This window comes from Streptomyces sp. Sge12 (genome assembly GCF_002080455.1).
GTDB lineage: Bacteria > Actinomycetota > Actinomycetes > Streptomycetales > Streptomycetaceae > Streptomyces.
The window spans coordinates 6,793,260-6,816,435 of record NZ_CP020555.1 but is presented as its reverse complement, the minus strand read 5'-3'; the positions used below and the strand labels follow the sequence as shown (position 1 = coordinate 6,816,435).

General features: G+C 74.0%; 19 protein-coding genes. 6 read left to right on the top strand and 13 right to left on the bottom strand.

Features of this window, described 5'->3' with window-relative positions; genetic code table 11:
* The first annotated feature begins 8 nt into the window (after positions 1-8).
* Together lanKC and B6R96_RS30595 are read left to right on the top strand one after the other, a co-directional pair.
* Positions 9-2,732 carry a class III lanthionine synthetase LanKC gene (gene lanKC, locus B6R96_RS30600; protein WP_081524218.1) on the top strand — a complete coding sequence of 908 codons (2,724 nt, stop codon included), beginning with the start codon at positions 9-11 and terminating at the stop codon, positions 2,730-2,732.
* Positions 2,729-4,327 (top strand): ATP-binding cassette domain-containing protein, encoded by a 1,599-nt coding sequence (locus B6R96_RS30595; RefSeq protein ID WP_081524217.1) that lies wholly within the window; start codon positions 2,729-2,731, stop codon positions 4,325-4,327. The genes lanKC and B6R96_RS30595 overlap by 4 nt, the downstream gene beginning before the upstream one ends.
* Positions 4,328-4,354: 27 nt before the next feature.
* Here the strand turns inward: B6R96_RS30595 and B6R96_RS30590 are convergent, their stop codons facing one another.
* From B6R96_RS30590 to B6R96_RS30550, 9 genes are all read right to left on the bottom strand, one after another.
* Positions 4,355-7,312: a helix-turn-helix transcriptional regulator gene (locus B6R96_RS30590; RefSeq protein ID WP_081524216.1), complete on the bottom strand. Its 2,958-nt coding sequence runs from the start codon at positions 7,310-7,312 to the stop codon at positions 4,355-4,357.
* 107 nt (positions 7,313-7,419) lie between these two features.
* Entirely contained in the window at positions 7,420-8,094 is a 675-nt protein-coding gene (locus B6R96_RS30585; RefSeq protein ID WP_030384078.1) for a response regulator, read from the bottom strand.
* A complete protein-coding gene (locus B6R96_RS30580) occupies positions 8,082-9,266 on the bottom strand; it encodes a sensor histidine kinase (protein ID WP_159062076.1) in 1,185 nt (394 codons plus the stop codon). Before B6R96_RS30580 ends, B6R96_RS30585 begins: the two co-directional genes overlap by 13 nt.
* Positions 9,267-9,432: 166 nt before the next feature.
* The gene (locus B6R96_RS30575; RefSeq protein ID WP_081524215.1) at positions 9,433-10,092 is read right to left on the bottom strand and encodes an alpha/beta fold hydrolase; all 660 of its coding nucleotides are present in this window, start codon (positions 10,090-10,092) and stop codon (positions 9,433-9,435) included.
* Positions 10,089-10,904 (bottom strand): DUF1295 domain-containing protein, encoded by an 816-nt coding sequence (locus B6R96_RS30570; RefSeq protein WP_081524214.1) that lies wholly within the window; start codon positions 10,902-10,904, stop codon positions 10,089-10,091. Before B6R96_RS30570 ends, B6R96_RS30575 begins: the two co-directional genes overlap by 4 nt.
* Positions 10,901-12,196 (bottom strand): SAM-dependent methyltransferase, encoded by a 1,296-nt coding sequence (locus B6R96_RS30565; protein WP_081524213.1) that lies wholly within the window; start codon positions 12,194-12,196, stop codon positions 10,901-10,903. The genes B6R96_RS30570 and B6R96_RS30565 overlap by 4 nt, the downstream gene beginning before the upstream one ends.
* Complete coding sequence (locus B6R96_RS30560) at positions 12,193-12,954, bottom strand: DUF1365 domain-containing protein (protein WP_443069988.1); 762 nt, start codon at positions 12,952-12,954, stop codon at positions 12,193-12,195. Before B6R96_RS30560 ends, B6R96_RS30565 begins: the two co-directional genes overlap by 4 nt.
* Entirely contained in the window at positions 12,951-14,207 is a 1,257-nt protein-coding gene (locus B6R96_RS30555) for an NAD(P)/FAD-dependent oxidoreductase (RefSeq protein WP_257789503.1), read from the bottom strand. The genes B6R96_RS30560 and B6R96_RS30555 overlap by 4 nt, the downstream gene beginning before the upstream one ends.
* Before the next feature lie 5 nt (positions 14,208-14,212).
* Positions 14,213-14,899 carry a sigma-70 family RNA polymerase sigma factor gene (locus B6R96_RS30550; protein ID WP_078972291.1) on the bottom strand — a complete coding sequence of 229 codons (687 nt, stop codon included), beginning with the start codon at positions 14,897-14,899 and terminating at the stop codon, positions 14,213-14,215.
* A 98-nt stretch (positions 14,900-14,997) separates the two neighbouring features.
* Here B6R96_RS30550 and B6R96_RS30545 point away from each other — a divergent pair, with 98 nt between their 5' ends.
* Complete coding sequence (locus tag B6R96_RS30545; RefSeq protein ID WP_107475611.1) at positions 14,998-16,065, top strand: MerR family transcriptional regulator; 1,068 nt, start codon at positions 14,998-15,000, stop codon at positions 16,063-16,065.
* Between the two features lie 17 nt (positions 16,066-16,082).
* Here B6R96_RS30545 and B6R96_RS30540 read toward each other — a convergent pair whose 3' ends face one another.
* The 3 genes from B6R96_RS30540 to B6R96_RS30530 form a co-directional block, all read right to left on the bottom strand.
* Entirely contained in the window at positions 16,083-17,462 is a 1,380-nt protein-coding gene (locus B6R96_RS30540) for a cryptochrome/photolyase family protein (protein ID WP_081524212.1), read from the bottom strand.
* Positions 17,463-17,538: 76 nt separating this feature from the next.
* The gene (locus B6R96_RS30535) at positions 17,539-19,083 is read right to left on the bottom strand and encodes an SDR family oxidoreductase (protein WP_081525330.1); all 1,545 of its coding nucleotides are present in this window, start codon (positions 19,081-19,083) and stop codon (positions 17,539-17,541) included.
* 111 nt (positions 19,084-19,194) lie between these two features.
* Positions 19,195-19,833 carry a fasciclin domain-containing protein gene (locus tag B6R96_RS30530; protein WP_030384066.1) on the bottom strand — a complete coding sequence of 213 codons (639 nt, stop codon included), beginning with the start codon at positions 19,831-19,833 and terminating at the stop codon, positions 19,195-19,197.
* 221 nt (positions 19,834-20,054) lie between these two features.
* On the opposite strand from B6R96_RS30530, the gene B6R96_RS30525 reads away from it, so the two are divergent.
* Positions 20,055-20,639, top strand: coding sequence for a sigma-70 family RNA polymerase sigma factor (locus B6R96_RS30525; protein ID WP_081524211.1), 585 nt, complete (start codon positions 20,055-20,057; stop codon positions 20,637-20,639).
* Complete coding sequence (locus B6R96_RS30520) at positions 20,636-21,394, top strand: anti-sigma factor (RefSeq protein ID WP_053704621.1); 759 nt, start codon at positions 20,636-20,638, stop codon at positions 21,392-21,394. The genes B6R96_RS30525 and B6R96_RS30520 overlap by 4 nt, the downstream gene beginning before the upstream one ends.
* A gap of 26 nt (positions 21,395-21,420) precedes the next feature.
* Here B6R96_RS30520 and B6R96_RS30515 read toward each other — a convergent pair whose 3' ends face one another.
* Positions 21,421-22,413, bottom strand: coding sequence for a GlxA family transcriptional regulator (locus tag B6R96_RS30515; RefSeq protein ID WP_081524210.1), 993 nt, complete (start codon positions 22,411-22,413; stop codon positions 21,421-21,423).
* Between the two features lie 160 nt (positions 22,414-22,573).
* On the opposite strand from B6R96_RS30515, the gene B6R96_RS30510 reads away from it, so the two are divergent.
* Positions 22,574-23,164, top strand: coding sequence for an isochorismatase family protein (locus tag B6R96_RS30510; protein ID WP_081524209.1), 591 nt, complete (start codon positions 22,574-22,576; stop codon positions 23,162-23,164).
* Positions 23,165-23,176: the final 12 nt, after the last annotated feature.

The window sequence follows — 23,176 nt, the reverse complement described above, 5'->3', positions numbered from 1 at the left end:
AGGCTGACATGCGCAACGAACGCTGGGTCTACCGCTTCCTCTTCGCGTGGAACGACACCCTGTTCTTCGACCCGCTCGACGTCTTCTACGAGCCGAACGCGGACCACTTCCTCGCCGCGTTCGACGAGACGGTGCGGGCCCGGTTCGTCCGCAGCGGCATCTGGTGGAGCCACCGGCACAACCCGGCCCTGCCCGCTCAGGGCTGGAAGATCCACGTGTCGTCGAGCCACCGCCACGTGCGCGAGGTCGCCACCTCGGTGATCGGGCACCTGACGGAGCGCGGGATCGATTTCAAGATCGCTCTCGACCTCAACATCTTCGAGATGCTCAACTCCAAGTCCATCTCCCGGGGCAGCGGCGGCAAGCTCGTCACCGTCTACCCCCGCGACGACGACGAGTTCCGCAGCTGCCTGGCCGACCTGGCCCGCCTCCTGGACGGCGTCGAGGGGGCCTACGTCCTGTCGGACCTGCGCTACCGGGACAGCAAAGCGCTCTACTTCCGCTACGGCCAGTTCCTCGACACGCACACCGTCGACGTCCTCGGGCGCAGGCGGCCGCGGATCCTCGGACCCGACGGCCCCGTCCCCGACGACCGGCGCCCGGGGCACGCGCGGCCCGGCTGGGTGCCCTGGCCGTTCGACGACTGGAAGCCCGAGGGGGACGAGGGGGACGAGGGGGACGGCGAGCTGCTGGGGGGCCGCTTCCGGGTGACCGGCGCGATCCAGTTCTCCAACAGCGGCGGCGTGTACACCGCCGAGGACACCGAGGACGACGACCGCCCGGTGCTCCTGAAGGAAGCCCGCCCGCACACCAACATCAACCCCCGCCAGGACCACGACGCCGTGGACATCCTGGGCCGCGAGTGGATGTTCCTGAACCGGCTGGCCGACGTCGGTGCGTACCCGGCGCCGATCGCGCGGTTCCGGCACTGGGAACACCACTACATCGCCGAGGAGTTCGTCGACAGCTCCGACATCCGCTCCGTGCTCCTCGAACGCAATCCGCTCGCGCGGCCGGGGTTCGACATCGAGCGGTCGCGGGAGTACCTGCGGATCTTCCTGGCGGTCTTCCGCGGGCTGGCCCGCGCGATCCGGGCCGCACACGACCGCGGCGTGATCCTCGCGGACTTCACCGCCGCGAACCTGCTGATCGACCCGGACACCTACGAGGTGACCATCGTCGACCTGGAGGCCTGCCGGCTGGCCGAGACCCCCGACGGGGGCGCCGGGAGCACCGGGAGCGCCGAAGCGGCGCTGGAACAGCCGGTCGAGCTGTACACCCCGGGCTTCAGCCTCTCCCGCAACCGCTTCAAGGCGTACGGGCCGGAGGGCGACCGGTACGCCCTCGCCTCCACCATGGCGTACTTCGTCTTCCCGATCGCCGCCATGTCGTACCTGCGCGAGGACGTCCTCGACCTGTACCGCATCTTCATCACCGAGGGACTGGGCTGGCCGGCGCGGGTCCACGACCTGATCACCGACCTGGCCCGGGACCGCATCGACCTCGACGGCGTGCTGAAGGCCCTGGAGGACGAGGGCGACCTGCTCGACCGGGTCGAGACCGCGCCCCGGCGCCCGGTCGTCGAGGAGCGGCTCGCCCTGGCGGAGGCGGAGGCCGCGGTGGGCGCGTTCGTCCTGGCCACCGCCGACACCGGCCGCGACACGCTGTTCCCCGTGGACCCGTTCGCCCACGTCACCAACCCGCTGAGCCTGGGCTTCGGAGCCGGCGGGGTCCTGTGGGCGCTGCACTCCAGCGGCATCCCGGTCCGGCCCGAATGGCGCGCCTGGCTGAGCCGCAGACTGGCGGGCATCGATCCGGCCCGCTACCCGGACGGCCTGATGAACGGCCTGTCCGGCATCGCCTGGGCGGCCGACACGCTCGGGCTCGGCATCCAGGCGCGCGAACTGCTGGCACAGGCCAACCGGCGCGCGGTGGAGAAAGGCGACCACACCTTCTACTACGGCCTCTCCGGGGTCGGCATGACGAACCTGCGCTTCTTCCTGCGCAGCCACGACCCCCGCGACCTCGCCGCGGCGCAGGAGTGCGCGCAGGCCCTGTGCGAGACGGCGCGGCGCGACGGCGGACGTACCCACTGGCTGAACGAGTTCTCCGCGAAGGGGCCGCTGACCGGGCTGGGCTTCGGGCAGGCCGGGGTCGCCATGTTCCTGCTGCGCATGCACCAGGTGACCGGGGAGGCCCGCTACCTGCGGCTCGGGCGGGAGGCGCTCGACTGGGAGATGGCCCACGCCGAGCCGATCGACGACGAGGGCGGCCCGGTCATGTTCGCGCACGAGGGGACGATGGAGCCGTACGTCGAGGTCGGTTCCGCGGGCGTGCTGAAGGTACTGCTGCGCTACGGGGACCTGGACGCGGCCCGCACCGTCCTGCGCGGGCTGGACGTCCGGTACTCGGTGATGCCGGGGTACGCCTTCGGCATGGCCGGGGTCGCCGACGCGCTGCTGGACGCGGCGCAGTTCACCGGCGACCGGTCGTACCGCGATACGGCGCTGCGCCAGCTCGACTTCGTCCGCAGGGTCTTCCTCTTCGAGCCCTCCGAACGCTTCGGGCCGCCGCGCGCCGCAGGCCGGCCGCCCCTGCTGGCCCTCCCGGGCGACGGACTGCTGCGCTGCTCCACCGACTACCTGACCGGCTCGGCGGGCGTGCTGCGGGTGCTGAACCGGGTGAACCGGGGCGGCCCGGCCGACTTCCTGCTGGACGAGGTCGGGCGGTGAGGCAGCTCTGGCGCACGCTGCGGGGGCACCGGGCCCCGTTCGTGGTGATCCTCGTCGCGGAGACCACCACGAGCGGGTTGGAGGCGCTGCTGCACCCGCTGCTGCTGAAGGCCCTGTTCGACGAGGCGATCCTGACCGCGGACCTGCGGCGCTTCCTGTTCCTCGGCCTCACCTACCTCGTGCTCGGGCTGACCCTCAATACGACGGGGTACTGGATCGCGTGCCGCCGCAAGCGGTTCGAGAACGCGTTCACGCTGGTGCTGGAGACGGAGCTGCTGGGCCGCGCGCTCGGCCTGGACGGCCGGAAGGTGTCGCGGGAGGGCAACGCCTCGTTCGTCAGCCGCATCCACAACGACGTCGCGCAGGGGGTCCTGCCGGCTCTCGACGTGGCGCTGCGGATCGCGCGGCAGGCGGTCACCTCGGCGGTCTTCCTCGGGGTGCTGCTGTACCTGTCCTGGCAGGCGAGCCTGATCCTGCTGGTGATCGTGCCGCCGCTGGTGTTCGTCAGCAACCGGCTCGGCAGGCGGATCGAGGCGAACACCGGCCCCGAACGCGAGGCGGAGGCCCGGTACGTCAACACGCTGACCCGCACGCTGGAGGCGTTCCCCGCCCTGCGCGGGCTGCCGTCGCTGCTGCCGGGCACGCGCGCCGCGAACCGGGACGCCCTGAGCGGGTTCCTCGGCATCGTGTTCGTCAACTTCCGGCTGGCACAGCGCCAGCGGACCCTCAGCGACCTGGTGATGAACCTGTCGGACACCGCTTCGATGGTCGTGGGGGCCTTCTTCGTCTTCTCCGGCCGGATGTCCTTCGGCAGTTTCCTCGCCTTCGTCAACTCGTTGTGGCGGGCGGTGACCGGGATGTTCGACCTCATCAACATGATTCCGCAGGCCCGCCGGAGCACCGCCGTCCTCGAGCGGATCGAGTCCCTGCGGGAGTCCCGGGCAACGCCGTACCACGACGAAGGGGCCCTGGTACGGGTCCACGGGGCCCGCGTCGTGTACGGCGGGGCGGCCGGGGGCGAGGGCGGGTCCGGGGCCGGTGGGGCCGGTGGTGCCGGCGGCGGCGGTAACGGCGGGGTGGCCGGGGTGTCGATCGACGCGTTCGAGCTGCGGGCCGGCGAGCACGTACTGCTGCGCGGCCCGAACGGCTGCGGGAAGACCACCCTGCTGCACATCGTCTCCGGAACGCTCGCCCCCGACGCCGGGTCGGTCACCCTGCCGCCCCGGGTGGCGAGCCTGACCGCCCCGGTGAACCTGCCTCCGCTGCCGGTGCGCGACCTCGTCCCCGACGAGCGGCTACGCGCGGCGCTGGACCTCGGGGCGCAGGCCGGCCGGCTGCCCTCGGAGCTGTCCTCCGGCCAGCGCCAGCGCGTCGCGGTGGCCGCGCTCCTGTGCGAGGACGCGGACGCGTACCTCGCCGACGAGCCCTTCGCGAACCTCGACGACCGCGGCAGGGAGCTGGTGTTCGGGCTGCTGCGCGAGCGGACCGCGGGGCGGGCCCTGCTGGTGGTGCACCACGGGGACGAGGACCTCGACGGACGTTTCGACCGGGTGGTGACCCTGGCGGCCCGGCACCCGCTGGCCCGGCTCTCGTAGCCCGTGGTGTGCTGCCGGTCGGGCCCGTCAGGCGACCAGGTCGCGGGCGGCGCTCGCGAAGGCCGTCCGGTTCGGGTGGCCGGTCTTCTGCAGGAGGTTCGCCACGTGCTTCTCGACGGTGCGCAGCGAGATGTGCAGCCTTCCGGCGATGTCCTTGTTGCTGATCCGTTCGGCGACCAGCCGGGCCACCTCGAACTCCCGGACGGTGATCCCGCACCGGCGCAGGTCCGGCGGGACCCGTTCGGTGCCCGTGCGCCGTTGCCGGACCGATGCGCCCATGCCGCGCAGCAGGGCCCGGCTGGCGCCGGCGACGGCCTGGAGGCCCGCGCCGTGGAAGTACTCCTCCGCCTCGCGCAGCCAGGCGACGGGCGTGCCCCAGCCGTCCTCGTACGCGGCCTGCGCGACCAGGCGCAGGGACAGCCGGCGTGCGACGGGGAAGAGTGCGGCGGCCTCCAGTGCCTTGCCCGCGGCGGCCGTCGCCTCGTCGGGGCGGCCCTCGCGGCCGAGCAGCACGGCGTCCGCGAGGCCGGTGAACTGGTGGTTCCAGCGGGTCCCGCTGATGCTCGCCCGCGCGACCTCGGTGTGGTGGCGCCGCCCCATCCGGCCGTCGAGGACGCCGAGCAGCAGGACGATGCCGTGCTTGCCGAAGTCGCCCAGCGCGGGGTTCTCCGCGTCGTAGGCGAGTGCCTGGGCGAACTCCTGTCCGGCCGCCTCGGGCCGCTCCTCCAGCAGCGAGCAGAACGCCCGGGCCAGCCCGTACGACATCGCGCGGACGCCGGGCGCGGCGTCCAGCAGCGGGGCCAGTCGCTCCAGCGCCCCGCGCATCTCGGCGCGGCGGCCCTGGTGCGCGTACCGTACGGCGTCGGCGAGCCGCAGCATGGCCAGGGGGCGGCCCAGTCCGAGCCGTGAGGCGTCGGCCGCGGCCTCGCGTATCCGGTCGCGGGCCTCGTCGAACCGGCCGTGCTGGATGCGGTCCAGGGCGAGGACGAAGCCCGTCTCGTGGGCCAGCGGCAGCAGGCCCATGCGCAGGGCCTCCTGCCGGGCCGCTTCGATCCGGGCGGGGTGGCCGTCGTGGCTCGCGACCACGGTGGCCAGGTGCACGTCGGCGGCCATCCGCGGTACGGGGAGCCGGCGTGCGAGGGCGATGGCGCGGGCCCTTCGGAAGTGGGCGGCGGCCGTCGGCTCGTCCTGTTCCCGGGCCAGTTGGCCGAGCAGCAGCAGCGCGCGGCAGGCCACGTCCGGCAGGTCGACGCGCTGGGCGGCCTCCAGGGCCCGGTGGGCGTAGCGGGTGGCGGTGCGCAGCCGGTCGGGGGCGAGCCGGCTCAGTTCCACCTGTACGGCGCAGAGGTCCACGAGGGCGGCGTACTGGTCGGCGGGGTGGCCGCCGAGCAGTGAGCGGGCGATGTCGAGGTGCCACAGGGCTTCCGCGGGGCGGCCGGTGAGGGTGGCGATGTCGCTGAGCCGGGCGTGCAGTGCGGCCCGCCGCTGGGCGGGGATGTCGTGTTCGCCGCCGTCGCCGCCGAGGGTGTCCAGGATGGCGGCGGGCGCGGGCAGCCGGTCGAACCGCGCAGAGCGGGCGACGGCGTCGAGCAGCCGCTCCAGCACCGTGGCGTGCAGTTCGGGTGCGGTGCCGGGTTCGACGAGCCGGTGGGCCCGGGTGAGCAGTTCCACCGCCCGGTCCGCGGTGCCCTCGCCGGTCGCGCGGCCGGCCGCCTCGCAGTACAGGCGGATGGCTTCCGGGGTGTCGCCGGCGTGCTCGTGCAGCAGGGCGGCGTGCTCGCACCAGGTGCCGGGCAGGGCGGGGTGCAGGTCGGTGAGCGCGCGGGCCGCCCGGCGCAGGTGTCCTGCCCGCTCCCCCGGGCCGAGGTCGTCCAGCAGGACCTCGGCGACCAGCCGGTGGCGGAAGGTGTACCACTGGGCGCCCGGCCCCTCCGGCGTGATCAGGTACGAGGCGACCGCGGCGCGCAGTACCGCGGACAGCTCGGCGTGGTCGCGGCCGAGGGCGCGCTCCAGTACGGGCAGGGGGAAGCGGTGGCCGAACAGGGCGGCCATGCCGAGGAGTTCCCCGCCGAGCGGGCCGAGGCGCCCGGTGCGGCGCCGGACGTCGTCCGCGACGGTGGGCGGTACGGAGGGGGTCCGCGGGCCGTGGTGGGCGGGGCGGCCGCCGAGGTCGTGGACGAGTTCCTTGACGACGAAGGGGATTCCGGCGCTGCTGTCCACCGCACGGTGGACGAGGTCGGGGCAGACCTCGGCCGGGGGGACGCGCAGTTCGGCGGCGATGAGCAGGTGCACGTCGGGGCGGCTGAGGGGGTCGAGTTCGAGCACGGCGGCGGCTCCGCGCAGCCGGGCCCGGGTGGTCAGCTCGGCTGCTTCGCAGGGTGCGCACCCGGTGACGAGGAGCAGGACGGCCGGTTGCTGCGCGAGGTTGTCGAGGAGGTATTCGAGGACCGCCAGGGTTCCGGGGTCGGCGTCGTGCAGGTCGTCGAGGACGAGCAGGCAGCCGCGGTGTTCCCCGACGACGTCGAGCAGGCGCAGCATCGTCTCGGCGACCATGAGGTGCGAGGCCGCGTCGGCATCGGCGTCGGCGGCCCGGGCGCCGCTGAGCAGCCGGGTCAGGACCGGCCCGTAGCGGCCGAGTTCGTCCGGCTCGGGCAGCAGGCCGGCGCGGGCCAGCAGGAGCAGGGCCTCGACCAGTGGCCGGTAGGGGACGGGCGGGCCGACCGCGCTGGCCCGCCCCCGTACCGTGACCATGTCCGTCTCGGCGGCCATGGCGAGGGCCTCGGCGGCGAGCCGGGTCTTGCCCACCCCGGGCTCGCCGGTGACGAAGAGCGCCGCCCCGCGGCCGGACCGGGCGGCGGCCAGCGCGGCCATGATCTGCCCCATCTCCGGTCCCCGCCCGATGAGTTCGCCCCGTCTGGGGTGCGGGCTGCCGTTCGGAGCCGCGGCGGTACAGTCCTCCGGCAGCGCCGGCCAGAAAATGGACACCGGCTCGTCCCCTTTCCGGCGGGCCCTCCGAGGCGCCGCCGGGGGTGACGATAGGGGTGGTGCGGGTGCCCCTTGTAGCCGTCCGTTTGGGGGGCTTGTGCGGGGGGTCAGCCCGCGTCGAGACTGTCCTCCCGTACCCGCCTGGCCAGATCGAGCTTGGTGTGGGTGGGGCGGCCCGCCTGCTGGTACTTGGCCTTGACCCGGTCCAGGTAGTCCTTGGCGGTGTGGACGGTGATGCCGGCGCGCCGGGCGGCGGACTTCAGGGTGAGTCCGGAGGCGTAGTCGAGCAGGATCTGCCGTTCCCGCGGCGAGAGCCGGGGGCGTGCGGGGCTGTCGTCGTAGGCGCAGGCGAAGGCGAGCTCCGCGGAGAGGGCGCCGCTGCCCGATGCCAGGTCCTTGATGGCGGCGACCAGGGTCGGCAGGTCGTGGTCCTTGGTCAGGTAGCCGTCGGCGCCGGCCCGGACGGCCTCGATGATCCGGGAGCGGTCCGGCACGGTGCTGATCATCAGGACGCGGCTCCCGGTGCGCAGCAGGCGGCGGATGTTGTCGGTGGGGGCGGAGCCGTCGCGCAGGACCAGGTCGAGGAGGACGACGTCGGGCGGGGCGTACCCGGTCCGGCCGAATCCGTAGGGGAGTTGGGCGTCCGGTGCGCCGAGGAGCTCCCCGACGGTGGCGGCGGTCGCCACGAGCCGCAGTTCCGGCACGCCGGCCAGCCAGGCCCGCAGGCCGTCGAGGAGCATCCGGTCGTCGTCGACCACCGAGACGGTGATCACCCGGGCCATCTCAGCTCCACCCGTACGCCCTCGCCGGGAGCGGTGTCCACGGTCGCCCGGCCCCCGACCTCGGCCATCCGGCCGTGCACCGAGCCGCGCAGGCCGAGCCCGGGCACGCACCGCTCGGGGTCGAATCCGGGCCCCCGGTCGACCACGGTGACGAGGGCGCCGCCGTGTGCGTCCGGGTCCCGCGTGGCGGTGAGGTAGGCGTGTCCGGTGCCCGCGTGGCGCCGTACGTTGTTCAGGGCCTCGCGCACGGCGTCGCCCAGGGCGGCGGCGACCTCGGGCGGCACCTGCGGCAGGTCGTGGTACTGGGCGGTGACGCGCAGTTGGAGGCTCTCGACGGAGCAGACGGCGTCCTCCAGGGCCGTGCCGATCTCCCGGTGGTGGACCTCCGCGGCGGTCTGCTGGATCAGCCGGCGCAGGTACGCGGCTTCGCGCGCGCAGCGCCGGCGCACCTCGGGGGCGTTGGCGTCGACCGCGCCGGACGCCAGGGTGGTCAGGGTGGCGAGGACGGTGTCGTGCAGCGCGCGGTGGTGTTCCAGGCGCTCGGCGTAGCGCGCCTTGTGGGACTCCGCGGCGACGGCGCGGGCGTTGGCCTCGTCGAGGAGGCGGCCCTGGCGCAGCAGGTACCACCGGAACAGCCAGGTCATCACGGCGGAGGAGACGATGGAGTTGAGATGGCCGAGAATCACGGCGGGGCTCGCGCCGACCGCCTGGTAGCCGATGAAGTGGGTGATCGCGAGGAGGGCGATCACGGTGAGGGCGTGGAGTCGTTCGAGGGAGATGGCGGCGACGGCGCTCGCCGACCCGCCGAGCAGCATCGCCCAGGCGATCACGGGTGGTTCGCGCACGCCGCCCCAGGCGCAGAGGGCCAGGGGCAGTACGCAGCCGACGACCAGGGCGTCCGCCCAGATGTGCCGCCGGTCGAACCAGCCGCGCCGCAGGGCGGTGGCGTAGGTCAGCGCGCTCAGCCCGAGGGCCACCGCGTATCCCGCGTACTGCAGGGGGAATGCGGAGCCGCGTTGGGCGACGGCGAGGGCGCCCACCGTCAGATGGCTCGCCCGGTACAGCAGGGTGGCCACGACCATGAAGGACTGGGCGCGTTGCAGGCCCGATCCGACCCCGCTCGTCCCCCGTAGTGCCCGTATGCGCCGTACCGGTAAGGACAGCAATGCCAAGACCACACCTTCCCGTACCGCTTTGCCCGTGACATCTGCCATTTTGCCCTAGCAGGTGCACGTCAAATAGGCGCGTATCGGCCTGCTCACGGGCTTGGCCGAGGGAGCACCACGGGTCGGCCGGCGCCGGATCGCTGCCCGGTCGGGTTGTCGGGCGGGCGGGCGGTCAGTCGCGCGTGACCAGACCCGTGACGAGTGCGGCGGTGCGCCGGTGCCAGGCGCCCGCGCCCCGGAGCATCACGTGGCCGCCCGTGTGCATCGGGATGGCGGTGGCGTCGGCGCCCGCGAGCCGGGAGCGGCGGACGAACTCCCAGGATCCGGCGGCCGAGGTGACCCGGTCCTGCTCGTCGTGCAGCAGGTAGAGCCTGCGGCCCGCGAGGTGGTCCACCGGCTCGCCCGGCGGACACCAGGGGGCCAGCGCCACCACGCCGTGCACCAGGGGGGCGCCGGCCGCGCGCAGCGCGGCCCGGCCGCCCATCGAGTGGCCGACGAGGACCACCGGCACGTCCCCGGCGATCCCCCGCAGCCGGTCGAGCGCCGCCTCGGCGTCCCGGGCGGCGTCGCAGCGGGGGCCGTTCCAGCCGCGGTGGCGGTAGCGCACCTCGGCCACCAGGACGCCGCGTCCCCGGGTGGCGCGGGCGACGGCGGCCGCGAAGGGACGCATCCGCAGGGCGGGCAGGTTCAGCCGGGGCGGCGGCTCCGGCCCGTCCTCGCGGCCCCCGTGCAGCAGCAGGACCGCGGCGGTGGGTATCTCGGGGGCGGTACGGACCACCAGCGCCGGGCTCTCGCCGGCTCTCGCCGCGCCGCGCTCCGTCCCGGCCGTCACCGGGCCTCCCCGGTCGTGCGACGGGGTGGGCGCGGGAAGAACCCGCTGGTGCGGGCCGCGTAGGCGGCGTAGCCGGGACGGTCCGCCATGTGCGCCTCCAGCAGTCTCTTGCCGCTGCCCCAGATCAGCAGCGCGCTCATCACCAGCGGTGAGACCAGTGTGAGTGCCGCAGTCTGCCAGGTCGCGCAGGCCAGCAGGTACAGCCCCCACCAGACGAGGAAGTCGCCGAAGTAGTTGGGGTGCCGCGTCCAGCTCCACAGCCCGCGGTCCATGATCGTGCCGCGGTGCTCGGGGCGTTCCTTGAAGCGGGCGAGCTGGAAGTCACCGACCGCCTCGAAGAGCAGTCCGGTGGCCCACAGCAGCAGGCCCGCCGCGGCGAGCGGCCCGAGGGGCTCGGGCGCGTACGAGGCGACCTGCACGGGCAGGGAGACCAGCCAGACCAGCGCGCCCTGGAGGAGGTAGACCTTGCGCAGGGCGTAGAGCCGGGGGCTGCCGGGCGCCCGGGCGAGCATGCGGGCGTAGCGCGGGTCCTCGCCGTGGCCCCGGCCGCGGCCGGCGATGTGCAGGGCGAGGCGCAGCCCCCACACGACCGTCGCGGCGGCGACGGCGAGCCGCCGGCCGTCGTCGCCGTACCCCGCCGACAGCAGCCAGCTGGTGAGCGCCACCGCGGCGAAGGCGACGCCCCAGGCGATGTCGACGATCCGGTGCAGGCCCCGGACGGCGGCGATGGCGAAGGTGACCAGCATGACGGCGAGCGCGGCGCCGGCCGCGGCGGCCAGGTTGAGGGACAGCGCGCCCCCGTCGAGGGTCATCGGGGCTCCCCCGGCTCGTGGTCGGCGGTGAGGAGCAGTTGGCGTACGTCCAGGTAGCGCGAGCGGAATCCGGCCTCGGAGTAGCCGAGGTAGAGCTCCCACATGCGCCGGAAGGTGCGGTCGAAGCCGAGGGCCGCGACCGCGTCCGCCCGGCGGTCGAACTCCTCGCGCCACAGCCGCAGCGTTTCCGCGTAGTGGTCGCCGAAGCCGGTGTCCGAAACGGTGCGCAGTCCGGCCGCGGCGCTCTCGCGGGCGATCGCCTCGCGGGAGGGGATGAGCCCGCCGGGGAAGACGTACTTGCTGATCCAGGTGTGCGTGCGGGCGGTACGGAGCATCCGCTCGTGCGGCATGGTGATGGCCTGGAGGGCGACGCGGCCACCGGGGGCGAGGAGCCGGCGCAGCGCGGCGAAGTAGACGGGCCAGTACTCGGCGCCGACCGCTTCGATCATCTCCACGCTGACGACGGCGTCGAAGGAGCCCTCGACCTGCCGGTAGTCGCGCAGTTCCACGGTTACCCGGTCGCCGAGTCCGGCCGCCGCGATGCGCTCCCGGGCCAGGTCGCGCTGCTCGGCGGAGAGCGTCACGGTCCGCACGCGGGCGCCCCGGGCGGCGGCCCGGATCGCCAGCTCGCCCCAGCCGGTGCCGATCTCCAGCAGCCGGGTGCCCGGTCCGACGTCCGCGAGGTCGAGGAGCCGGTCGATCTTGCGGTGCTGGGCGGCGGTGAAGGTCACGGGCGAGGCGGGGAAGGCGGCGAAGACCGCCGAGGAGTAGCTCATGCTCCGGTCCAGGAACAGCGTGAACAGCTCGTTGGACAGGTCGTAGTGGCGGTGGATGTTCTCCCGGGCGCCCTCGGGGGTGTTGAGCTGCTGCTCCGGTCGCCGGTGCACCCATGCGTCGCGCAGCTTGCGCAGCGGCGCCGGCACCAGGTCGTCGACGTGGACGGCGAGCACGGTCAGGGCGCCGACCAGGTCGTCGCTGTCCCATTCCCCGGCCATGTACGACTCCCCGAAGCCGATCAGGCCGTCCGCCGCGATGCGGCGGTGGAAGGCCTCGGCGTCGTGGAGGATCAGCGTGGGCAGCGCTCCGGCCTGCCGGGGCACTCCGGGCACGGGCCGCTCGCCGTTCCCGTGCCGTACCCGCAGCGGGAGCCGGGCGAACGCGCGGCCCAGGATCCGCTCGGCGACGGCGGTGCGCAGCGCCGAGGCGCGGGGCGGCCGCGCCACGTCGGGCCAGCGGGCCGGGTCGACGGGGGCGAGCGCGTCCTCGTGGGCCGGGGAGTACGAGACGGTCACAGGGTGCCTTCCTGCGGGGGGTGGACGGGGCGGGGGCGGACCGGGAGTCCGCGGAGGTAGAGGCGTACGCCGTGGAACCGGATGCCGACGGAGACCCGGGCGGTGGACCAGGGGTGCCGCAGGGCTGCGCCCAACAGGGCGCGGACGCCGGCCGGACGGTGGCGGCCCCGTACGGTCGCGGTGAAGGGGCAGGTCCCGTCCTCGTGGCGCAGTTGCACGGTCAGGTCGAGGCGGTCGCCGGGGACGGGCAGCCGCATCCGGTAGAAGCCCTCGACCGCGAAGAACGGCGAGACGTAGAAGTCCTTGGGGACGTCGGCGAGTCCGTCGGAGCCGGGGCGCAGCACGTAGCAGTGGCGTTCGCCGTAGGTGTTGTGGACCTCGGCGACGACGCAGACGGGGGTGCCGGCGCGGTCGTGGCACCAGTAGAGGGTCAGCGGGTTGAAGACGTGCCCGAGGACCCGGGCGTGGGCGAGCATCAGGATGCGCCCGTCCGCGTTCTCCACGCCGTGGGCGGCCAGTTGGGCCTCCAGGCCCGCGCGCAGGGTGGGTGCCCGGCCGCCGAAGTGGTCGCGGTGGTCGAACCGGGCCAGCGGGCGCAGCGCCCGGGGTATGCGGGGCGGGTCGTCGATGTCGATGAGCCACAAGTAGGTGCGCTGGCGGAAGGCGTGGTGGACCGGCGCGGTGCGGGCGTGGTCCACGGTGCACTCGTACAGGGCCGGGACGCGGGGCAGGGTCCGCCGCGCGGAGGTGCCGTTCACCACCGCACCCCCAGTGCCTCGGCGGCGGCGACGCCGGAGGCGCAGCCGTCCTCGTGGAAGCCCCAGCCGTGGTAGGCGCCGGCGAAGGCGGTCACCGACGTGTTCAGCCGGGGCAGTTCCTGCTGCGCGGCGACGGAACGCGGGGTGTAGACGGGGTGTTCGTAGACCATGCGGGCGATCACGTCGAAGGGGTCGACGCGGCCGCAGGCGTTGAGGGTGACGATGTGCGGTTCGGCGGTCGGGAGCCGCTGGAGCCGGTTCATGTCGTAGCTGACCTGGACGCTCTCGGGCCGGGCCGAGCAGGACGGGAGCCAGTAGTTCCAGGAGGCGCGCGCATGCGGTGAGCGGGGCAGCAGCGAGGTGTCGCGGTGCAGCACGGTGGGGTTGCGGGAGTAGGTGAACGCGCCGAGGATCCGTACCTCGTCCTCGGTCGGGTCGGCGAGCAGCCGCAGCGCCTGGTCCGGGTGGACGGCGATGACCACGGCCGCGTACGGGGTCGAGTCGCCGTCGGGGGTGAGCACGCGCGCGTGGTCGGGGGCGCGCACGACGGCCCGGACCGGGGTCCCGGTGCGGACGGAGGTGAGGTTCTTGGCCGCCCTGGCCACGTAGTTGGCCGAACCGCCGGTGACGGTGCGCCACTGCGGGGATCCCTTGACGGACAGCAGTCCGTGGTGGGCCAGGAAGCGGAAGAGGTAGCGGGCGGGGTACTGGAGGGCCGTGTCCGGGGCGCAGGACCAGACGGCCGCGACGAGCGGGATGGCGAAGTGGCCGACGAAGTACGGGGAGAAGCGGTGCCGGTCGAGGAACTCCCCCAGGGTCTGCCCGTCGTCCTCGCCGTCCAGCAGCCGGCGGGCGGCGCGGTGGAAGCGCGGCACCTCGGCCAGCATGCGCAGGTGGCGGCCGCGCAGCACGTTGCCGCCGCCGAGCAGGCCGGCCGCGCCGCGGGCGCCCGCGTACTCCAGTCCGCAGCCGTCGCACCGCACGGACATGCTCATCTCGGATTCCTGGGTGGTGACGCCGAGTTCGCCGAAGAGCCGCAGCAGGTGCGGGTAGGTGCGCTCGTTGTGCACGATGAATCCGCTGTCCACGTGGACGGTGCCCGCGTCCCCGGTGGGCAGTTCATGGGTGTGGGCGTGGCCGCCCAGGCGGTCGTCCGCCTCGTACAGCACCACGTCGTACGCGCGTTGCAGCACATGGGCGGCCGTCAGTCCCGCCACGCCCCCGCCCACCACAGCGATTCTCCGCCGGTCCACGTCACTCAACCCCTCGCGCTCGCCTGCCCGGCACGGCCGGTGCCGGGCATTTCACGGGTACTTCGGTGCCGGTCGGCCCGCGGATGGGAATCTTGTTCCGGCGGGTGCCGGTCGCCGTCGAGGCCGTGGCGCATCCGGTGCAGTCCGCGGCGCGCGTGGCTCTTGACGGTGCCGAGCGGCAGGCCGGTGCGCTCGGCGATCTGGGCCTGGGTGAGGTCCGCGTAGAAGGCCATGGCCAGTACCTCCCGTTGTGCGCGGGGCAGTTTCGCCAGCTCGCCGGTGACGAGCAGCCGGTCCAGGACGGTTTCGGGGCCGGCCACCGGCTCGCCGGCGGGCGGCAGGGCGGCGCCGGCCGCGGCGACCAGGTCGAGCCGCCGGGTACGGGCCGTGAGCGCGTCGGCGATCTTCCGGCGGGTGATCCCGACCAGCCAGCCGGGGAAGGAGCCGCGCTCCGGCCGGTATCCGGCGCGGCCCACCCAGGCCGCCAGGAAGACCTGCTGGCTGACGTCCTCGGCCTCCCTGGAGTCGCCGAGGGTGCGGGCCGCCAGGGTGTGGACGAGCCCTCCCCAGCGGCGGTACGCGGCGCTCAGGCAGCGTTCGTCGCCGCGCACGAAACCCGCGGCGACCTCGCGGTCGAGCAGCTGCTCCCCGACCGCGGGCAACGGCCGGGCGGTGACGCTCTGTGCGGTCATGGCGACTGCTCCTCGGGGGCGGGACCGGTACGCGTCCAGACTCCGACCGTGCGCGCATCGATTCCACTCGCATCGGTTGTGCGTCGCATGATGGAGGTATGGACGAGTCAGCAGAGCAGCCCGCCGAGCAGCCCGCCGGGGCCGCGCACGGTGTCACCACGGGAGCCGTCGCGCGCCGGCTCGGGGTCGCCCCCACGACCCTGCGCTCCTGGGACCGGCGGTACGGGATCGGGCCGGCGGCCCGCGAGGACGGCCGGCACCGGCGGTGGACCCCCGGGGACATCGCCGTCCTCCAGGAGATGTGCCGGCTGACCTCGTCGGGGGTCCCGCCCGCGGAGGCGGCCCGCGCCGCCCGGGCCGGATCGGGGCCGGCCGCGGCCGCCGCGCCCGCCGAGCCGGGCGCACCCGCAGTGCCGGTCGCACCGGTCGCACCCGTCGTTCCCGCCGCGCCGGCCCGTCAGCCGGGGTCCGGCAACGGACTGCCGTTCGGCCACGTCCGCCAGGAGTGCCGGGGGCTGGGCCGGGCCGCCGTCCGCCTCGACTCGCCCACCATGGACGAGATGCTCGGCTCCCTGATCAGCGAGTACGGCCTGGTCACCACCTGGGAGGAGGTGATGGTGCCGACGCTGCACGCCGTGGGGCGCAAGTGGGAGACCTCGGGCGACCAGTACATCGAGGTGGAGCACCTGCTGTCCTGGCACGTCTCGACCGCGCTGCGCCGCGTGAGCATCGCCGCGCCGGCCGGACCCCGGGCGGCCGCTCCCCCGATCCTGCTCGCGTGCGTCCCGGGAGAGCAGCACACGCTCCCGCTGGAGGCGCTCGCCGCGGGGCTCGCCGAACTGGGCCTGCCCGCCCGGATGTTCGGGGCGGCCGTGCCGCCCGAGGCGCTCGACCAGGCCGTCCGCCGGACCGGCCCTTCGGCGGTCGTGCTGTGGGCCCAGGCCCGCTCCACCGCCCACCACGCGCTGGCCCGGCACATCGCGGACACCGCGTGGGGGGTCAAGGGGGCACGGGCCCGCAGCACGGTCCTGCTGGCGGGCCCCGGCTGGGCGGGACCTCCGCCCGCCCCGGGCATGCTGCGGCCCGGCGGCCTCCGGGAGGCCCTGGCCCTGCTGCGCGGGCTGTGCGAATCCGTTCCGTCCACGCCGACCGCCGGGCGGGGGTGAGCGGGTCCGAGCGGCCGTCAGGGGGCGTCCTTGCCGCGGGCCTGCCGGAAGCGGGCCAGTCCCTCCGGGAGGCCGACCAGGGGGTCCGGGTAGTCGTACTCGGCCCGCTCCAGGCCGGTCAGCTTCCACGGCTCGTGGACCGAGGGGCCCGGCAGCCCGGCGAGTTCGGGCACCCAGCGCCGTACGTACGCGCCGTCGGGGTCGTACCGCCTGCCCTGGATCACCGGGTTGAGCACCCGGTTGGGGCGGCTGTCCGTGCCGGTCCCGGCCACCCACTGCCAGTTGAGCTGGTTGTTGGCCACATCGCCGTCGACCAGCAGGTCGAGGAAGTGGCGGGCGCCGGCGCGCCAGTCGATGTACAGCGTCTTGGTCAGGAAGGACGCGGCGAGCAGCCGGCCGCGGCCCGGCATCCAGCCCTCGTGGGCGAGTTGCCGCATGGCCGCGTCCACGACTGGATAGCCGGTGCGGCCCTCCTTCCAGGCCAGCAGGTCCGCCTCGGCGGCCTTGCCGCGCCGCCAGCGGTCGGAGCGGGGCCGGTAGTCCTCGACCGCCGCGGCGGGGCGGGCGGCGAGGAGCTGGTACTGGAAGTCGCGCCAGCACAGCTGCCGTACGAAGGCCTCGGCCCCCGCTCCGCCCCGCGACCGCGCCCGGTGCACCGCCTCGGCCGCCGAGACCGCGCCGAAGTGGATGTACGGGGAGAGCCGTGAGGTGGCGTCGCCCGGGAGGTCGTCGTGCCCCTCCTCGTACCCGTCGGCGTACTCCTCCAGCCAGTCCGCGAGCCGTTGCCGGCCCTCCTGCTCGCCCCCGGTGGCCAGGCCCTCGGAGACGGAGGCCACGGCCTTGCGGGAGGGCAGGGGGTCGGAGCGGATCGTGCCGGGCACGCGAACCTCCTGCGGCGGCGCCAGCGGCTCGCGCAGCCGCTCCGCCGACCAGCGTCTGAAGTACGGGGTGAAGACGGCGAAGTGGTCGGATCCGCTCGGTGTCACGGCCCCGGCGGGCAGGGCGGTGACGACGCCGTCGTGGACGTACAGGCGCCGCCCGTCGGCCTCCAGCGCGCTGCGCAGCCGGTGCTCGCGGTGCAGGGCGAAGGCGCTGCACCCGGCCGCCATGTGCACCTCCTCGGCGTCGGCCTCGCGTACGACGGCGCACACCTCGGCGACGGGGTCGCCGGAGCGCACCACGAGCCGGCCGCCGCGCTCGCGCAGCCCGGAGTCGAGACCGGCCAGGCAGTCCGCGAGGAAGGCGAGCCGGTTGGGCGCCGCGAAGCCCGCGCGGTCCACCGCCGGGTCCCGGACGAAGAGCGGAACCGTCTCGTTGCCCGGTCCCAGCGCGGCGCGCAGCGGCGGATGGTCGTGGACGCGGAGGTCCGAGGTGAACAGGACGACCGAGACGTTCATGGAGCTGCTCCTGGCATCGGGCCACCGGACGGCTCTCGACGGGCAGTGCGGTGGTCGCTGGGCTGGGCCTGCCCTGTCATTCGGTGCGGGCGGCCGCGGCGGATGCAGCCGGTCCGCGTTCACCGTCCGCCTCCGCGGTGCGCGCGATGTTGCGGGCCATGCCGCCGAAGACCGCGGCGTGGAACGGGGAGACGCTCCACCAGTAGAGGTGGCCGGCCAGGCCGCGCGGGTGGAAGAGGGCCCGCTGCCGGTAGTGGGTACGGCCCTCCTCGTCGCCCTCGGCGTACATCTCCAGCCAGGCGAGGCCGGGCAGCCGCATTTCGGCGCGGAGCCGGAGCAGCCGGCCGCGTTCGATCTCCTCGACCCGCCAGAAGTCCAGGGAGTCCCCGACGCGCAGGTGTACGGCGTCGCGGCGGCCGCGGCGCAGCCCGACGCCCCCGACGAGCCGGTCGAGCCAGCCGCGGACGGCCCAGGCCAGCGGGAAGGAGTACCAGCCGTTCTCGCCGCCGATGCCCTCCACCACCCGCCACAGGGCCTGCGGCGAGGCTTCGACGGTCCGCTCGCGCACGTCGGAGTACAGGCTGCCGCCGGCCCAGTCGGGGTCGGTGGGCAGCGGGTCGCTCGGCGCGCCGGGTACGGAGGCCGAGGACCAGCGGGTGATGACCTCGGCGTCGCGGACCTTCTTCAGGGCGAAGGCGAGGGCCGTGTCGAAGGGGAGGGGGGCGCCGGGCGGGTCGGGCACCCAGGTGGCGATGTCGTGCTCGTCGCAGACGACCTCGTACTTGAGGGACTCGGCGAGGGGCCGGGCGATGGACCGGGGCACCGGCGTGACCAGCCCCACCCAGTGGCTGGAGAGCCTCGGTGTGAGGACCGGTACGGGGAGGATGAGCCGCCGCGGCAGTCCGTCGACGGTGGCGTAGCGGCGCATCATGTCGAGGTACGTGAGGACGTCGGGACCGCCGATGTCGAAGGCGCGGCTGACGGTGGCGGGCATACCGGCGCTGCCGACCAGGTAGCGCAGTACATCGCGGACGGCGATCGGCTGGATGCGGGTGCGCACCCAGCTCGGGGTGACCATCACGGGCAGCCGCTCGGTCAGGTAGCGGAGCATCTCGAAGGAGGCCGAGCCGGATCCGATGATCACGGCGGCGCGGAGCACCGTGGTGGGGACTCCGGAGCCCAGCAGGATGCGCCCGACCTCGGCGCGGGAGCGCAGATGCGGTGAGAGGTCGTGGTCGGGGACGCCGGGCGGGGTCAGTCCGCCCAGGTAGACGATGCGGCGGACACCCGCGGCGCGGGCCTGCTCGGCGAAGTTCTGCGCGGCCTGCCGGTCGGTGCGCTCGAAGTCGCGACCGGTGCCGAGGGCGTGCACGAGGTAGTAGGCGACGTCGACGTCCCGCAGGGCGGAGGCGAGCGACGCGGCGTCGGTGACGTCGCCGCGGACGATCTCCGCCTGTCCGGCCCAGGGGTGGTCGCGCAGCTTCTCCGGGGTGCGCGCGAGGCAGCGCACCCGGTGGCCCGCGGCGATGAGCTCCGGGACGAGCCGGCCGCCGATGTAGCCGGTGGCTCCGGTGACCAGGCAGCGCAGGCCGGGGGCCGAGGGTCCTTGTGCGTCCGTCATGGAGTCGCTCCGATCCGCCGTCACGGGTGTTTTCCCCCGGAACTCTTCCGGGGGCGCGGTCCGGCCGGATGCACGGACCGTCGCCCACGAGCCGATCGTGCGGGACCGCGGCTACTTCGGCATGAGGACCGTGTCGACGATGTAGACGGTGGCGTTGGCGGTGGGGACGTTGCCGCAGACCACCTTGGAGGTGTTGTTCACCGTGTAGTCGTTGCCCGATCCCATGCTGTTGATCATGCCCTTCTGGAGGGTCTGGAAGGAACCGCTCCCCAGCTGGTCCGGGGCGATCCGCTCGCCGACCACGTGGTACGTGAGGATCTTGGTCAGGGTTTCCTTGTCCGCCAGGACCTTGTCCAGGTCGGCCTTGGGGATCTTCGCGAACGCGTCATTGGTCGGCGCGAACACCGTGATGTCCTGGGCGTTGTTCAACGTGTCCACCAGGCCGGCCTTCTTCACGGCCGCGACCAGCGTGGACAGGGCCGGGTTGTTCGAGGCCGCGGTGGCCACCGGAGCCTCGGCCATACCGTCGAAGGAGCCCGCTCCGGTCTTGGGAACCGAGGCGCACGCCGGGCCGAACGGGTCGCCCGCGGCGGCCCCGGTACCGCCGAGCGGCTCGGGCGAGGAAACGGCATCGGGCGCGCCGGCCCCCTGCTTGCTCGTACTCTCCTGCGAACAGGCGGACAGCGCCAGCGGCAGCAGCACGGCGGCGGTCACCGCGAGGGCGGCACGGCGGAAGGGGTGAATGCTCATGGTCTCTCCTGAGTCTGCGGGGCTCACCCATCGGTGAAGCACGCCGTCTGTTCGGCGCCCGCCGCCGTCCGGATGGCCGACTCACCCGAACGGGTAAGACTTCGAACGCGTATCCGATCCACCGCCTGCGGCTGCCGCCATCCTTGTCCGACACGACCAATCCGGCCGGTCCGCGGCTCCGAATGGGCCGTGCAACCGAGAACTCCTGGAGGACCTCCCCGGTGAGAGAGAACGTGCGCATAGGCCGACACCCGTCGGCCGCTCCTGACCTGCCGGAGCTGATGGGCCGGGTGGCCCGCGGCGATCAGCAGGCGTTCACGGCCGTCTTCGAGGCCGTGTCCGGCCCCGTCCTCGGCCTCGTGCGCTCCGTGCTGCGCGACCCCGCCCAGTCGGAGGAGGTCGCCCAGGAAGTGCTGGTCGAGCTCTGGCGGACCGCCGCCCGGTACCAGCCCTCGCGGGGCTCGGTGATGAACTGGGTCCTGACGCTGGCCCACCGCCGGGCCGTCGACCGGGTGCGTTCCGCGCAGGCCGCGTCCAACCGCGAGAAGCGGGCGGCCCTGCTGGAACACACCACGGCCTACGACGAGGTGGTGGAGCAGGTGGAGACCCGGCTGGAGCGCGAGCAGGTGCGGCGCTGCATGAACGGCCTCACCGAACTGCAGCGCCAGTCGGTCACCCTGGCGTACTACCGGGGCCTGACCTACCGGGAGGTCGCCGAATTGCTGGCCCTGCCGTTGGGTACCGTCAAGACACGGCTGCGCGACGGCCTCATCCGGCTCCGTGACTGCCTGGGGGTGAGCGTGTGAACGCCGTGGATCTGCACACGCTGACGGGCGCGTACGTGCTCGACGCCCTGGAGCCCGCCGAACGGGCCGCCGTCGAACGGCACCTCGCCGACTGCATCTCCTGCACGCAGGAAGTCCGGGAGCTCTCCGAAACCGTCACGCGCCTCGGGCTCGCCGTCGCCGCGACACCCAGCCCGGCACTGCGCGACGAGGTGATGCGCCGGATCGGCACCGTCCGCCAGGAGGCACCCTCGACGGTGCGGTCCACCCGCGGCGGGCACGTACGGCCCCGCTGGCGGTGGGCACCGAACTGGGCCCTGGCGGCCTGCTTCGCGGCGGCCGTCGCGCTCGGCGGCGTCGCCGTGTCGCAGTACGAGCAGGCGCAGGAGGCGCGGCAGCAGGCGTTGCAGGCCCGGATCGCGAACGATGCGGTCGGCGCGGTCCTGGCGTCGGCCGACGCCCGGGTCTCCACCGCGCCCCTGCGGGGCGGCGCCGTGGGCACGGTGGTCGTCTCGCCCTCCCGCAACCAGGCCGTCTTCGCGGCCTCCGGGATGCCGGCGCCGCCGAGCGGGAAGGTGTACCAGCTCTGGTACAACGACGGCGGCGGCAGGATGCGTTCGGCGGGCCTGATGGACAGCGCCACCCCTGCGGCGGCCACGCTGCTGCGCGGGCCGGTCGACGCGGCATCGGGGATGGGCATCACCGTCGAACCGGCCGGCGGCTCGCCGCGGCCGACCTCGGCGCCGGTGGCGCTGCTGGCCTTCCCCACGGCCTGAGCCGGTCGGCACGACCGGTCGGGCCGTCAGACGGGAGAGGACCGGAAGCGGCTGCGGTACTCCGACGGTGTCGTGTCGAGCTTGCGCCGGAAGGCGCGGACGAGGGTGTCGGTCGTGTTGAAACCGCAGACGGTCGCGACGCGTTCGAGGGTGTCGTCCGTGGACTCCAGCCGGTTGCGCGCCACTTCGACGCGGGCCGATTCGATGTAGGCGGCCGGGGTCATGCCCAGTTCCGTCTTGAAGATCCGGGTGAGCTGCCGTTCGCCGACATGGGCCTGTTCGGCCAGGTCGGCGACGGTCAGCTGCTCGGCGATGTTCCGCGTGATGTAGTGGCGCAGGTCCTCGATGCGCCGGGTCGTCGACAGGGGTTCGAGCGGGACGCTGAACTGGCTCTGCCCGCTGGGCCGTTTCAGGTACATCACCAGCTGCCGGGCGACGCGCAGGGCGACGGCCTCGCCGAAGTCCTCGGCGACGAGGGCGAGGGAGAGGTCGAGGCAGGCGCTGATGCCGGCGCCGGTCCACACCTCCTGGTCCCGGATGAAGATCGGATCCGCGTCGACCTCGATCGAGGGGTGCTCGTCGGCGAGTTGCTGCGCGGTCGACCAGTGGGTGGTGGCCCGCTTGCCGTCCAGCAGCCCCGCGTCCGCGAGGATGTGCGCGCCCACGCAGACGGACGCGACCCGCCGGGTCGTCGCGGCGAGGGTCCGCACCCGGTCGACGACGACGGGGTCGGCGAGGGCGCGGACGCGGCCCCGCCCGTCGACCTCGACCGAACCGGGCACCAGCAGCGTGTCGATGCTCCGACCCGCCACGTCCGCGAACGTGAGGTCGGGCAGGATCCTGACCCCGGCGGAGGTGGTGACGGGGTCCAGGGTCTCGGCCGCGAGGGCCACGCGGTAGCCCGTCGCGTCGCCCGCCTCCCGCCGGAGCAGGGCGAACACCTCGGGCGGTCCGGTGACGTCCAGCAGGTCGACGCCGTCGAAGAGGACGACGACGATGAACCGTTCGACGGTGCTCAAGGGTTCTCTCCGTTCGGTGGCCGCTGCACGGCTCCACCGTATGTCGGTTTCTGCACCTTGGATGACATTGCCGACATGGAGGGGTGGGTCATAGCGTTCTGATCACGGCCGCCGCTGCGCGGCCGGCACCCCGAACCAGACACCCCAGGAGGGTATTGCCATGTCCAAGACGACCCTGCGCGAGCTGAGCGGCCTCGACGGGACCCCGGCCTCGCCGGCGGACGCCACGCTGATCCTCGTCGACTACCAGAACACCTACACCCGCGGCGTGATGGAGCTGTCGGGCTGGGAACCGGCGCTCGAGGCCGCCGCCGCGCTGCTGGCCCGGGCCCGGGCGGCAGGCGCGAAGGTGGTGCACGTGGTGAACGACGGCGGCGAGGGGACCCCCTACGACGTCCGGGCCGAGATCGGCGCGATCCACCCCCGGGTGGCCCCGGCCCCGGGCGAACCGGTGGTCGTCAAGACGGTCCCCAACGCGTTCGTCGACACCGACCTGGGCGAGCACGTCGACGCCGCCGGCCACAAGGACGTCATCGTCGCCGGGTTCATGACCCACATGTGCGTGACCTTCACCGCGGAGGGCGCCTTCCTGCGGGGCAACCGGCCCACGGTCGTCGCGGACGCCTGCGCGACCCGGCCGCTGCGCACGGCGGTGGCCGAGGTGTCCGCCGAGCAGCTCCACCACGCGGCGCTGGCGACGATCGCCGATCTCTACGGCGTGGTCGTCCCCTCCGCCTTCTCCCTCACCTGACCAACCGCCCGT